Source organism: Terrabacter sp. 2YAF2 (assembly GCF_052114705.1).
Classification (GTDB): domain Bacteria; phylum Actinomycetota; class Actinomycetes; order Actinomycetales; family Dermatophilaceae; genus Terrabacter.
In genome coordinates, this window is record NZ_JBFRFG010000022.1 from 45572 (window position 1) to 59264 (window position 13693).

Below are 13693 nucleotides of genomic sequence, written 5' to 3' on the forward strand. Positions count from 1 at the left end.
AGCCGGCAGAGGACAGATCTTACCGTTGTCGGCAGCCGGCCAATCATCCGCAGGGGAACCATCGAGAAAGCAGTCCCCACATGAGCCTTTCCACCAAGAGTCACTCGGAAGACGTCACCCAGTCCGTCGAGGACGTGCTCCAGCCCGTTCCGGAGTCCGCCCGCACGACCAAGGTCTCAGGGCAGTTCTGGATCTGGGCCGGCGCGAACGTCGCGCCCATCAACTGGATCCTCGGGGCGCTGGGCATCGGCCTCGGCCTCGGCATCTGGGACACGATGATCGTGCTCATCCTGGGCAACGCCATCGGCATGGTCGGCTTCGGCTTCTTCGTCCTGCTCGGGCAGAAGACGGGCGCGACCGGGATGCTGCTCGCCCGGGGGGCCTTCGGCCGGCGCGGCGCCTACCTGCCGGCGGCCATCCAGGCCATCGTCGCCGTCGGGTGGTCCGCGGTGAACACCTGGGTCATCCTCGACCTGGTCATGGCGCTCTTCGGCCTCATCGGCTGGGTCGATCCGGCGCAGTCCAACCTGCCGTGGAAGATCGCCATCGCCGCCGTCATCATGACCGTCCAGGTCGCCATCTGCTACCGCGGTTACAGCGCGATCGCGAAGTTCGAGCGCATCACGATGCCGCCCACGCTGCTGGTCCTCGTCGCGATGTCCGTCATCGCCTGGACCAAGCTGCCGATCGACTGGAGCTACGCCGGCCCGGTGGGCCACGTCCTGCAGGGTGGCGAGCGCATCGCCGCGATGTCGGGGATCATGACGGTCATCGGGATCGGCTGGGGCATCGGGTGGTTCACCTACGCCCCCGACTACTCCCGGTTCGTCTCCACGGGCGTGCCGAAGGTCAAGCTGTATGCCGCGTCGGTGCTGGGCCAGTTCCTGCCCGTCGTGTGGCTCGGCCTGCTCGGCGCCAGCCTCGCGACGATCAGCGGCTCGGTCGACCCGGGCCAGCTCGTCGTCAAGAGCTTCGGCCTCCTCGCCATCCCCGTGATCCTGCTCGTCATCCACGGGCCGATCGCCACGAACATCATCAACCTCTACACCTTCGGCGTCGCCTTCCAGGCGCTCGACGTACGGATCTCGCGCAAGCGGCTGTCCGTCCTCGTCGGAGTGCTGTCGATGGGCGCCGTCATCCTGTTCCTCTTCGCGACCGACTTCGCCACGCTGCTCGACAACTGGCTCGGCGCCATCGTCGCCTGGGTGGCCACGTGGGGCGGCATCATCGCGGTCCACTACTACGGGTTCGAGCGACGCCACAAGGACTACGGCTACCTCTTCCTCAGCCCCCGCGACTCGCGCCTGAAGTCGGTCAACTCCTCGGCCATCATCGCCTTCGTCGTCGGCCTCTTTATGACCTGGATGTTCATGTACGGCACGCTGCCCGCCCTCCAGGGACCCATCGCCACGGCCATGGGTGGGGTCGACCTCTCCTGGCTGGCCGGCACCGTCACCTCGGGCTCGGTCTACTTCGCCCTCGCCTACCCCCGGTTCCGCGAGCGCATCCACCAGGGCGTTCCCATCGGCATCAAGCCCTCCGTCACCGACGAGGACTACCTGCGCGACCACGGCGACGCCTGTGCGCCCGAGGGCGGCAGGGCCGCAGCCCCGGCAGGAGCCTTGGCGCCGGCGGCTGCAGGGGCCGCCCCCACAGCCGCCCTGTCCTGACCGGTCCCACCACCCGCGGTGGGGTGGCACGACAGGCCACCCCACCGCATACCCGCTCGACACCGAGCGGCGGCCCTCACCCCGCTGACCCATCCCCCGCCCAGGAGCAGCCATGCCCAGCACCGTCCTCATGGAGGCGCTCGACGCCTTCACCTACCGCGAGACGATCGGACGAGGAGCGTCCGTCATCGTCCCGGTCGGCGCGATCGAGCAGCACGGACCCCACCTGCCCCTGCAGACCGACGTGCTCCTGGCCAAGGCCATGAGCATGCGTCTGGCCGAGGCCGTCGACGGCATCGTGGCGGCGCCCATCGTCTACGGGTACAAGTCGCAGCAGCGCTCAGGCGGCGGCAACCACCTGCCCGGCACGACGAGCCTCGACGCGACGACCGTCATCGCGATCGCCCGGACGCTCACCCTCGAGTTCGCCCGCCACGGTGCGCGTCAGGTCGTCTTCCTCAACGGCCACTTCGAGAACTACCAGTTCCTCTACGAGGGGGTCGAGCTCGCGACCACCGAGCTGCAGCATCGCGGTCTCGATGTGTCGGCGATCCTGCTCTCCTACTGGGACTTCGTCGACGACGCCACGATCGAGGAGATCTACCGCGGCACGTTCCCGGGCTGGGACGTCGAGCACGGCGGCGTGCTCGAGACCTCGCTGATGCTGCACCTGCACCCCGAGCTGGTCCATCTCGAGCGCGTCATGGACCTGCCGGCGGCGCAGCTCCCCCGCTTCGACCGGCTCCCCGTCCGCGCCGAGCTCACGCCCATCTCGGGCTGCCTCTCCTCGGCGGCCGCCGCCTCAGAGAGCGCAGGACGCCTGCTGCTCGAACGGACGTCTGCCGCGCTGGCCGACTCGATCGGCTCCGAGCTGAGCACCGAGCCGGACGCGTCTGCCCTGATCCCGGCCCATACCGCCCCCGGATTCCCCACCCCCTGAAGGAGATTCACCATGTCCATCGCCACTCCCATCACGTCGGTCAGCGAGCTCGAGCGGCTCAAGGAGCTGCACAACGGCACGAAGGTCCCCCTGACCTTCTCCGACGCCGAGTTCGAGCGCCGCCTCTCCGGCCTTCGCCAGATCATGGCCGCCAAGGGACTCGATGCCGTCGTGCTGACCTCCTACCACGGCATCAAGTACTACTCGGACTTCCTCTTCACCTACTTCGGCCGCTCCTACGCACTCGTCGTCACGCCGACCGAGCAGGTCAGCGTCACCGCCAACATCGACGCCGGTATGCCGTGGCGGCGCAGCTACGGCGAGAACATCGTCTACACCGACTGGCGCCGCGACAACTTCCAGCACGGCGTCCAGGAGGCGCTGGCCCAGCGCGGCATCTCGCCAAAGCGCATCGGCGTCGAGTTCGACACGCTCTCGCTCGACGCGCACGCCAAGCTCCAGGCCGCGCTGGGCGGCGCCGAGCTCGTCGACGTGGCCCAGGACGCCATGCGCCAGCGCATGGTCAAGTCCGCCGAGGAGATCGAGGTCATCAAGCACGGCGCCCGCATCGGCGACCTCGGCGGTGAGGCCATCAAGGCCGCGATCCGCGAGGGCATCAGCGAGTACGAGGTCGCCCTCATCGGCACCGAGGCCATGGTCCACGAGATCGCGCGCACCTTCCCCGACTCCGAGATCCGCGACACCTGGGTCTGGTTCCAGTCGGGCCTCAACACCGACGGAGCCCACAACTGGGCCACGACCCGCAAGCTGCAGCGCGGCGACATCCTGTCGCTCAACTGCTTCCCGATGACCTCCGGCTACTACACGGCCCTCGAGCGCACCCTGTTCCTCGGCGAGCCCGACGCGCGCTCGCTCGAGCTGTGGGAGATCAACGTCCAGGTGCACCGTCGCGGTCTCGAGCTCATCAAGCCCGGTGCGGTCTGCAAGGACATCGCCGCCGAGCTCAACGAGATCTACATCGGCCACGGCCTGCTGCCGAACCGCACCTTCGGCTACGGCCACTCCTTCGGCGTCCTCTCGCACTACTACGGCCGCGAGACGGGCCTCGAGCTGCGCGAGGACATCGACACCGTGCTCGAGCCGGGGATGGTCGTCTCGATGGAGCCGATGATCACGGTGCTCGACGGCGAGGCTGGGGCTGGCGGCTACCGCGAGCACGACATCCTCGTCGTCGGCGCCGACGGCGCCGAGAACATCACGAAGTTCCCGTTCGGACCCGAACACAACATCGTCCCCTGCTGACCTGGTCGCAGAGCCGGCTGCCGGTCAGCACACCTCGGGTGTGGTGACCGGCAGTTGCGCTACGCATGGAGCACGAGTCTGATCCTCCGACATTTCCTCGCCCAGTTTTCGTCTTCGAATTCTTGAGCGATGTCCTTCTCCATTTCTGAATGGAGAAGGACATCGGCATTCAGCCGGGCCTTGACAGGTGGCTGCAAAGGGGAAAGCATTTCGGCCCATGACCACCGGCCTAGTGGCCTAGCCACTTACTCGATGAGGAGCAAGGCATGAGCGCAACCACGGTCCATGGGGAAACAGCCGCGACGCAACGCCGACGGGCGGTGGTGGCCAGCACCATCGGGACCACCATCGAGTGGTACGACTTCTTCCTCTACGGCACCGCGGCTGCTCTGATCTTCCCTCACCTGTTCTTCCCGGACAGCTCCAAGCTCAGCGGCACCCTGCTGTCGTTCAGCACCTTGTTCATCGGGTTCGCCGCGCGCCCCATCGGCGCAGCAATCTTCGGCCACTTCGGGGACCGCGTCGGTCGCAAGGCCACCCTGGTCGCCACGCTCCTTCTCATGGGGGCCGCCACCTTCCTCATCGGCGTACTTCCGACGGCCTCCACGATCGGGGTCGCCGCGCCGATCATCCTCACGCTGCTGCGACTCGCACAGGGCATCGGCGTGGGTGGCGAGTGGGGTGGATCGGTCCTGATGAGCATGGAGTGGGGAAGCCCCAAGCGACGCGGCCTGATGGCGAGCTGGCCGCAGCTCGGCGTCCCCATCGGCTTGCTGCTCTCGACGGCGATGATCAAGCTCATGAGTGGGGTCATGAGCGATGACGCCTTCGCCAGCTGGGGTTGGCGAGTGCCCTTCCTCGTGAGCTTCGTGCTGGTTCTGGTCGGGCTCTACGTCCGGCTCCGCGTGGTCGAGAGCCCTCAGTTCGCCGAGGTGAAGAAGTCCGACGCGGTGGTCCGGCAACCGCTGCTCCAGGTCTTCAAGGAGCACCCGATGGAGATCTTCACCTCCGCCTTCGTGCGGCTCTCCGAGCAGGCGCCGTTCTACCTCTTCATCACCTTTGTCCTCACCTACGGCACCGAGCACCTCGAGCTGCAGAAAGGCCAGCTGCTGAACTACACCCTCGTCGCCGCCGCCCTCGGACTCGTCAGCGTGCCGTTCTTCGGTCACCTCTCCGACCTGTTCGGCAGGCGACTCATCTACGGCCTCGGCATCGTCTGCACGGCGCTGTACGCCTTCCCGTACTTCGGCCTGCTCGACACCAAGTCCTCCGGGCTCGTGCTCCTGGCCATCGTGCTGTCCCTGATCTTCCACGACATGCAGTACGGCCCCCAGGCAGCGCTCATCGCCGAGAGCTTCGGGACCAACCTGCGTTACAGCGGCGCCGGCGTCGGCTACCAGCTCGCCTCAGTGATCGCCGGTGGTCCCGCGCCGCTGATCGCGGCCGCCATCCTCGCCAAGACCCACTCGAGCACCGGGATCAGCTGGTACATCGTCGGCTGCTGTGTCCTCGCCATGGCGGCCCTGCTCCTCATGCCGCGCACCCAGCTCGACCGCGAGGCGAAGACGGAAACAGAGACGGAGACGGAGAACCGGCGAGCCGGCGAATCGGTCGGCGCCTCGGCGGAGCTCCCCTAGGGCCCGCGCCCCCAGGGCCAGAACCGCTGCACAACGGCACACCGAGTGAGCCGCACCCCCCAAGAGCTGACCAGCTCGATGGGAACGGCCCAGCAGCCCGTCGGTTCAGCGCCACCGACGTCCTCCCCACATGCAAGAGGCCCTGACCGGCGTTTTCCGCTGGTCAGGGCCTCTCGTGGCACTGGGTGGCAGGTGAAGGATTCGAACCTTCGTAGCTCTCGCGACGGATTTACAGTCCTGACAATGCGATTGACTGACCAGCGTCAGCGCGTCACCGGCCCAAACATCCCCACAGATTCCCTACAGAGAGTGGACCTCAGCCGTCGACGTTCGACGCGAACCGGGGCGTCGGGCCCCGACCCCTTCGGGGCCGCTCCCCGCTTCCTAGCGGGCAGTCCTTTGCCGGATCCACCGATGTGGGACGTGACGAAGCGGTCGGGAGGCTGTTCAGAGAGGGCCTGTGCACCTGCCGAAGCTGGTAGCCAGTCACCAGGTGTGGCCTCTCGGACAAGGCCTGCTCAGCTGGTGGGGATCAGTCCGCCGTCGATCGTGACGTCCGCTCCGGTGATGTTGCCGGCGACGTCACTGGCCAGGAAGGCGACGAGCCTCGCCACCTCATCTGGCCGGGTGAAGCGTCCGGTCACCGAGTCGCGTGCTGCGGCGGCGGCCACGGAGGACGGGTCGGTGCCCTGTCGAGCGGCCACAGCCGCAGCGACGCCGTCGGTGCCGAGCCAGAGCTCAGTGGACACCGGTCCGGGACTGACGGTGTTGACGCGTATGCCGTGCGGCCCGAGCTCCTTGGACAGGGACTTGCTGAAGTTCCGCAGTGCAGCCTTGGCTGCGCTGTAGTCGATGACGGACGGGTCCGCCAGAGTCGCGTTGACGGAGCTCGTGGAAACGATGGCGCCGTGACCGCGAGCGAGCATCATGGGCAGCGCCGCGCGGGTGGTCCGGACCGCGGCCATGAGGTTGAGGCTGTACGACGTCGCCCACTGTTCGTCGGTGACCGCGATGAAGCCATCTAGACGGGGCGTGACTGCGCCGACGTTGTTCACGAGGATGTCCAGGCGGCCCAGCCCGGCGGCCGCGTCGACGAGGTGAGCGACCCCATCAAGTTCGCTGAGGTCGACGGCGACGTAGGTCACCGTCCCGGACCTGCTCAGCGCGTCGAGGTCTGCTGAGGCGTCCCGGGCACCTGCCACGACGACGACGCCCTCGTCGACCAGCACTCTGGTGATCGCAAGGCCGATGCCCTTGCTCGCACCCGTGACGATGGCGACCTTTCCGGCCAGACCGAGGTCCACGGGTCAGAGCCCGTGCTCGTCGAGCCAGCCGAGGACCGCCTTGGCGACCTCGCCCCACCCGGAGTCGATGGTGAGCGAGTGCCCGCGGCCCTCGAACTGCCGTATCTCGGTGATGGCGGTCGACTTGCGGTACTGCTTGAGCGTCGACCGCGTCACGACGTCAGGGACGGTGTGGTCCTCGAGACCTGAGATCAGCAGGAGCGGGCCGCGCGTGTTGTTGTCGGTATCGACAGCGGCCTCCGAGTGCAGCGAGAAGTTGGCCGCCGCCGCTTGGAACAGGGGCTTGGCCGGGGAGGGAATGGTCCACCGTTCGAAGAGCGCGTCCGACTCCTCCTCGCTGACAGCGTTGCCGAACCCGAAGCGGAACTCCTTGGCGGTCAGCGAGACAGCCTTGTTACGGTTGGTGGGATTGCCGAGTGCCGGCAGTCCGGCGCGCAGCTGAGCTAGCGGTAGCGGCAGGACTCCCTTGATCTGGGCGGGATCGATGGCGACGGCCGCAGCGGCCTTGCCCTGCCCGAGCAGCTTCTCGGCGATCAGCCCGCCGAACGAGTGGCCGATGAGGACCGGCGCCTCGGGAAGGGCGTCGATGATCGACGCATAGTGCTCGGTGACATCGTCGATCCCGAGGCCGGCGACATCGTCAGGACGCTGCCTCGCCCCCTCGACGCTCTCGGCCTCCCCGGGCCACCCCGGGGCGACGGGGGCGTAGCCGGACTCTCGGAAGACCTCGACCCAGGAACCCCAGCTTGTGGCGTGGAGCCAGAGGCCGTGGACGAAGACGACGGGACGCTGGGCTTGGGTCATGACATGCCTTTCGACGACGTCTGTGCACCGGAAGGGACCGGCGTGCCGCACGGTGCGGCAGCCCCAAGGCTGACGGCGGACCCTGGCTGGCGTCCAAGACCTCTTGCGCCCGGATCGATAACCGCAGTGCCTTCCTCAAGGGCCGAGGGATCACTAACGTGGTGAGATCGCAGCCGGCCCTGACCTACCCGGCGCCGCGACCGCGCGGAGGAGCTCGCATGGAGCTGGACCTACGGCTTGTGCGTTACTTCGTCGCCGTCGCCGACGAGCTTCACTTCGGTCGGGCGGCCGCTCAGCTGTTCGTCAGCCAGCCCGCCCTGTCGAAGCAGATCCGCAAGCTCGAGGACCAGCTGGGCGAGAACCTCCTGGTTCGCGACAGCCGGCATGTCGCCCTCACGGCACGGGGTCAGCAGTTCCTCGCCGACGCCAGGCGCCTGCTCACGCTGGCGGACAGCATGGCACAGCCTGCCCGTCGGAACACCGTGAGCATCGCCCACGTCTTCGAGCTGTCGACCAGCCGCATGGTCGCCGACGCATTCGCCCAGGCCCAGCCGGACATCCAGCTGCGCGAGCACGCGATGGACAGCATCACGCAGCTCAACGCTCTTCTGCGCGGGCGCCTCGATGTCGCTATTCTCCGCGTCACTCCCCGCATGCAGGTCGCCCATCCGAGCGGTTGGCGTCACCGGCTCCTTCGGCTGGAGCCGCTGGTGGTCGTGGGGTCGGGCGACGAGGACCCTCCGCCGACGGCGTCCTTTCACGATCGGCCCCTGCACGTCTTCGGCGATCCCCCGCACTCGGGCACCTACAACGCGCACGGGCAGTACCTCACCGCCCTGCAGGAGCGACTCGGTCTCGAGATGCGCTGGCTTGGGACCCCCGGCGCCTTCAGCTTCTGTCTGGCCCATGCGCAGCGGGCCCCCAAGAGCGTCCGCTACCTCGAGTTCCTCAGCTACGCAGAGAAATACGTCGAAGCCGGGATGCTGATGTTCTGGCCAGAAGAGCTGCAGCCGTACTACCCATGGTCACTGGCATGGCGCACCGACGATGTCGCTGCCACGACCACCAGCCTCATCGACATCGCGCTCGGTCTGGCGGAGCAGCACTCCTGGCTGGCGCCGGACCAGAGCGCCGCCCAGAGTCCGGCGTGGATGCCCGACGACGATCCGGCGTGGCCCGAACTCACACGTCGGCGTTGAGGACGGCGTCGAGCGGCAGCTGCTCCGCGACACAGTGACCCCTTCGAACAGCGGGTTGGACGGGGACCTCGTGCGGACGGACGGAGTGCATGCGCCCACGGCTCCCGCCCGGTGAGGTGCGCGGGCGGATGTTGGCGGTCGACGCGGTGCCCGAACGCGCGTCGGCTCAGTCGTTCACCCTCATCTTGCCGGTGCTGTTGCTCTGCAACACCTTGATCGTGACGCCGGCGCCCGCGACCTTGATGCTGCCGCCAAGGTTGGCGGTGTCGTAGTAGCGGTTGGGGTCGCTGTCGTCGAAGATCGGGACCGGTGCCTGCGCCGGGACGTCCAGCGTCATCATGCCGTTGGCCGTCTCACGGTGCAGCGAGATCGAGTCCGTCACCTCGACACCGAACGTCGAGTCGAACGACTGGATCCGGTTGAGGGCCACGATGTCGTCACTCCAACGGAGCGAGTCCGGTCGGGCGTCGACCGGCAGGAGCCGGCCGTTTGCAGGTTCTGATGCTGCAGCCGGCTACCCCTGACCCCCGAGCCCGAGGCTGAGACTGCTCCCCTTTTGGATGGTTGGAGAACCTCAAGCGGTCGTCCGTCTGGCACCCGCGATGGAGCGGAAGACCTCGGTGGCCTGCTGAGCCGACGGGCTGAGGTGTCGACCGGCCAGCTGTGCCAGCAGGATCCTGCGGCTCGGGGAGCTCTCGAGCGGGACGGCGACGACATCGGGGCGCAGCGCGCTCAGGGCCAGCTGAGGAGCGAGGGCGATCCCGATACCGGCCGCGACCATGCCCTGGGTCTCCTGGTAGTCGTTCGCGGCGAACGCGACGCTGGGTTCGAAGCCGGCAGCCTGGCAGAGGCGGCGCAGGACGTCGGCGACCGGGTGCTCGTCACGAACGATCCATTGCTGGTCACGGAGGTCCTCCACGCGCGCGGCGCGGGCGTGAGCGAGCTCGTGTTCCCGAGGCAGGAGGAGAAGTGTCGGGTCGCTCATGAGCGTGACGGTCGCGAGCTCCTCGTCCTTGATGCGCTGCCACGGGTAGTCCCACAGCAGCGTCAGCTCGATGTCGCGGCGTTTCAGCCTGTCGATGAGGCCGGCGCGCCGGGCGCTGACAACCGTGACGGCCACCTCGGGGTGGCGCGCCCGAAAGGCCAGCACGACCTCAGGCATGAGGGACGCTCCCACGGTGGGGAAGGTCCCCACTCGGAGCTGGCCACGGCGCAGTCCGGCGAACTCGTCCATCTCGGCACGCGCGGCCTCGATGATCCGGTCGATGTCGTCGGCATAGCGCAGCAGCGCCCGTCCGGCCTCGGTCAGCACCGCGCCGCGCGGGTGCCGCTCCAGCAGGGCAACCCCCATCTCGCGCTCGAGCTTCGTCACCTGCTGGGACACCGCCGACGTGGTGAACGACATCTCTGCCGCGGCCGCCGTCAGCGACCCGAGCCGGCTCACTTCGCGCAGCAGCCGGAGCCGTCGCAGGTCAAGGTCAAGCATACGGCGAGTTTAGCAAAGATGGATACTCCTCCACTCTTTACCGATTGTGCTGAAGCCTCGCGATGGCGATCGTTGAGGGACCAGAGGCYGGCAAGGGCCTCTCCGAGGAAGGAGGCCACCGTGCAGCTCCGTGGTCACTGGTATCGAGGCGGAACCAGCAAGTGCTGGCTCTTCGATGCCGAGGACGTCGCCCGTCACGCCAGCAGTCGCGAGGAGATGCTCCAGCTGTTGGCCGATGCGTTCGGCGCAGCCGACGCGCGACAGCTCGACGGCGTCGGTGGCGGCACCTCGACGACCTCGAAGGCCGCCATCGTCACCGCGACGCCGGACGGACCCACGGATCTTGACTACCTCTTCGCCCAAGTGGGCATCGGGGTGCCCACGGTGGAGCTGGGGTCGAACTGTGGCAACTGCGCCACGGCGATCGCGTTGTATGCAGTGCAGGCCGGCATCGTGCGCGCCGGAGACGTCGCTACGCGCGTCAGGATGCGCAACCTCAACACCGGGGCAGTGCTCACCGGAACGATCGCGACTCCCCTCCGGCGCGTCCCCACGGCCGGACAGGCACGCGTTCCCGGCAGCGCGGCCCCCGGCGTGCCGGTCCGCCTGTCCTTCCACGCCCCGTGGGGCCAGTCCACGGGAATGCTGCTGCCGACCGGCAAGGCTGTCGACCGGCTCGCGGTCTCGGTGGACGGTCGGTCGCTGGCGGCCACCATGCTCGACGCCGGGGCCCCGGCGGTCTTCGTGCCCGCCGGCGACCTTGGAGTGGACCTGTCCTCGATGACGGACGGTCTGGCACACGCCCTCCCCCGGCTCCTCGAGGTCCGTGCGGCAGCGGGAGTGGTCATGGGACTTCGACCCCCAGGCGCTCCCCCGCAGAACGCCATCCCAAAGGTCGGCCTCGTTGCGCCAGCCGGGACCTACACCGCGTCCGACGGGACCCTGGTCCCCGAGGACAGCCACGACCTGCGGGTGCGCATGCTCTCGATGCTGGCGCCGCATCCCGCGATCGGCCTCACCTCGGCGGTGGCGGTCTCCGCGGCGGCCGCCGTTGCCGGCTCGGTTGTGGCGACGAGCCTCGCGCGGGCGTCGACACCCGGCGAGGGCCGTTGGCTCCGCATCGGCACGCCCGCAGGCGTGGTCACGACCGAGGTCGTCACCGACGACGCCGGCAACGTCATCGAGGTCGTGCTCGACCGCGCCGCCCGTCAGCTCGCCACCGCCCACATCGAGGTTGCTCGAACCGTGGCTTAGGCGACACCGCTTCACCAAACATGCCCTCTCATCAGAGGGGTGCCGACCCAGGAAGTTTTTTCAATGAAGATCAAAACCATCCTCGGGCACCTGTACGTCCAGGTCCTCATCGGTGTCGCCCTCGGAGTCCTCGTCGGAGCCCTGTGGCCCGACCTGGGCACCAACCTCAAGCCGCTCGGCGACGCGTTCGTCAAGCTGGTGAGGTTCATGATCGCCCCGATCGTCTTCGGCACCATCGTCAGCGGCATCACCTCGATGTCCGATGCCAAGCGAGTGGGCCCCACCCTCCTCCGTTCGCTCGGGCTCTTCTACGTCCTCACTGCCCTGGCCCTCGCACTCGGGCTCGCCTCGGTCCTGCTCCTCCATCCGGGCACCGGCATGCACGTCGACCCGGCCCACCTCGACCCGAGCGTCTCGGCCAAGTACTCGAGCGAGGCCCAGCACAACACGCCCGCCGACTTCCTCCTTGGCCTCATCCCCACCACGTTCGTCGGTGCGTTCGCCGATGGGGAGATCCTGCCGGTGCTGCTCATCGCTACCTTGTGCGGTTTCGCCTTCACCAAGCTCGGCGGCGCGGGGAAGCCTGCCCTCGACGTCATCACCAGCTTCAACCGGGTGCTCTTCGTCGTCTTCGGGTTCCTCATGAAGGTCGCCCCCGTCGGCGCCTTCGGCGCCATGGCGTTCACGGTCGGCAAGTACGGCGCCCACTCCATCGGCAACCTCGGGATGCTCATCCTCGCCTTCTACGCAGCCTGCCTCGTGTTCGTCCTCGTGGGACTGGGCACGGTCGCGAGGATCACCGGTTTCAGCCTGCTACAGGTGCTCAAGTACTTCCGTGACGAGATCCTCATCGTGCTGGCCACCTCGTCCAGCGAACCGGTGCTCCCCCGACTCCTCTCCAAGCTCGAGCGACTCGGCTGCGACCGAGGGGTGGTCGGACTGGTGGTGCCGACGGGCTACTCCTTCAACCTCACCGGCACGGCCGTCTACCTCACACTGTCCTCCCTGTTCATCGCACAAGCCTGCGACATCCACCTCGGTTGGACCCAGATCCTGCTGATGCTCGGCATGATGCTCCTGACCTCCAAGGGCGCTGCAGGCGTCACCGGTAGTGGATTCGTCGCCCTCGTCGCCACCCTCACCGTGATGCCGAACGTGCCGGTGGCCGGCGTCGCGCTCATCGTCGGGATCGACCGCTTCATGAGCGAGGCCAGGGCGCTGACGAGCACGATCTGCAACATCGTGTGCTGCATCGCCGTGGCACGGTGGCAGGGTGCCCTGGACACCCAGACGCTGCAGGCCGAGCTGTCCTCCGGATTCACCCCCTCGCCAGCCGAGAAGCGCGCGCTCGCTGCCGCCGTACCCACGCACTGAAGCCGGACCCGAGCCTCTCATCGGTGCTCGTGCCCCGTCCTGCGACGCCACAGTCGCCGGACGGGGGCGACGGCGTTGCCTCTCCAGACCCCGCGTGGCCGACGAACGGACGACAGGCTCGGGGTTGACGTCCTTGCGCCCGCAACCGAACGAAACTCCTCGCCGCAGGTCAGAGCCCGGAGAACAACACACGACGGGATGACAGGCCGACGGCATGGCGGTGGGCGGCGCTGTCGACGGCAGCTGTCAACGGCAGCTGCCGTCGACAGGCGCAGAGCGCTAACGCGTCGGGAAAGGCGCCAAGCCCATTGGCGACGGTGCAGAGAACCGGTGCTGTTGGATACCCCTTCCCCATGTCAGTGCAGGTCAGAGCGTCTGGACCGCGCGCATGCGCCCTGTGGCCGGCCGGATTTCCCCACGCATTTCCCGCAGAGCGATCCGGCCGCCGCGTTTCCGCAGGTCAGGGTCCTGCGGAATCGCCTTCGGGATCCGAAGCGCAACGTACCCCTCCGGGGTACACGCGAGAGGCCCTGACCGGCGTTTCCGCCGGTCAGGGCCTCTCGTGGCACTGGGTTGCAGGTGAAGTGTCCGATCTCAGGACATCGGAATGGGMTGTCTCAGGACATCGGAATGGCGTGTCGCAGGTCATCGGCATAACCGGATCCGGCAGGGTCGGTGGTGTCGAAGCGTCGTCTTGTCATCACAGCCGTCCTGGCCGGTTCCTCGCAGTCCGAGGTTGCCCGCACGTACGGGGTCTCGCAG

The 13693-nt window shown here is 67.9% G+C and carries 10 protein-coding genes and 1 pseudogene; 7 read left to right on the top strand and 4 right to left on the bottom strand.

All coding sequences use genetic code 11. The features are described from left to right. Positions 1–80: 80 nt before the first annotated feature. The 4 genes from AB4030_RS19280 (at position 81) to AB4030_RS19295 (ending at position 5510) form a co-directional block, all read left to right on the top strand. A complete protein-coding gene (locus AB4030_RS19280) occupies positions 81–1670 on the top strand; it encodes a purine-cytosine permease family protein (RefSeq protein WP_442280829.1) in 1590 nt (529 codons plus the stop codon). Between the two features lie 112 nt (positions 1671–1782). Then, on the top strand, positions 1783–2610 hold the full coding sequence (locus tag AB4030_RS19285) for a creatininase (RefSeq protein WP_442280830.1): 828 nt from the start codon (positions 1783–1785) through the stop codon (positions 2608–2610). Positions 2611–2622: 12 nt separating this feature from the next. Then, positions 2623–3873: an aminopeptidase P family protein gene (locus AB4030_RS19290; RefSeq protein WP_442280831.1), complete on the top strand. Its 1251-nt coding sequence runs from the start codon at positions 2623–2625 to the stop codon at positions 3871–3873. A 266-nt stretch (positions 3874–4139) separates the two neighbouring features. After that, on the top strand, positions 4140–5510 hold the full coding sequence (locus AB4030_RS19295; protein ID WP_442280832.1) for an MFS transporter: 1371 nt from the start codon (positions 4140–4142) through the stop codon (positions 5508–5510). Positions 5511–6028: 518 nt separating this feature from the next. Here the strand turns inward: AB4030_RS19295 and AB4030_RS19300 are convergent. Together AB4030_RS19300 and AB4030_RS19305 are read right to left on the bottom strand one after the other, a co-directional pair. Continuing rightward, on the bottom strand, positions 6029–6814 hold the full coding sequence (locus AB4030_RS19300) for an oxidoreductase (RefSeq protein WP_442280833.1): 786 nt from the start codon (positions 6812–6814) through the stop codon (positions 6029–6031). A gap of 3 nt (positions 6815–6817) precedes the next feature. Beyond that, a complete protein-coding gene (locus AB4030_RS19305; RefSeq protein ID WP_442280834.1) occupies positions 6818–7618 on the bottom strand; it encodes an alpha/beta hydrolase in 801 nt (266 codons plus the stop codon). A gap of 218 nt (positions 7619–7836) precedes the next feature. Here AB4030_RS19305 and AB4030_RS19310 point away from each other — a divergent pair, with 218 nt between their 5' ends. Next, positions 7837–8817 (top strand): LysR family transcriptional regulator, encoded by a 981-nt coding sequence (locus tag AB4030_RS19310; protein WP_442280835.1) that lies wholly within the window; start codon positions 7837–7839, stop codon positions 8815–8817. A 166-nt stretch (positions 8818–8983) separates the two neighbouring features. Here the strand turns inward: AB4030_RS19310 and AB4030_RS19315 are convergent. Then, positions 8984–9307: pseudogene (locus AB4030_RS19315) on the bottom strand (immune inhibitor A domain-containing protein); the annotation flags it as partial. Positions 9308–9391: 84 nt separating this feature from the next. Beyond that, a complete protein-coding gene (locus AB4030_RS19320) occupies positions 9392–10303 on the bottom strand; it encodes a LysR substrate-binding domain-containing protein (protein WP_442280836.1) in 912 nt (303 codons plus the stop codon). 120 nt (positions 10304–10423) lie between these two features. On the opposite strand from AB4030_RS19320, the gene AB4030_RS19325 reads away from it, so the two are divergent. Together AB4030_RS19325 and dctA are read left to right on the top strand one after the other, a co-directional pair. Then, the gene (locus AB4030_RS19325; protein WP_442280837.1) at positions 10424–11557 is read left to right on the top strand and encodes a PrpF domain-containing protein; all 1134 of its coding nucleotides are present in this window, start codon (positions 10424–10426) and stop codon (positions 11555–11557) included. A gap of 63 nt (positions 11558–11620) precedes the next feature. Further along, positions 11621–12931 (top strand): C4-dicarboxylate transporter DctA, encoded by a 1311-nt coding sequence (gene dctA / locus AB4030_RS19330; RefSeq protein ID WP_442280838.1) that lies wholly within the window; start codon positions 11621–11623, stop codon positions 12929–12931. Positions 12932–13693 lie beyond the last annotated feature (762 nt).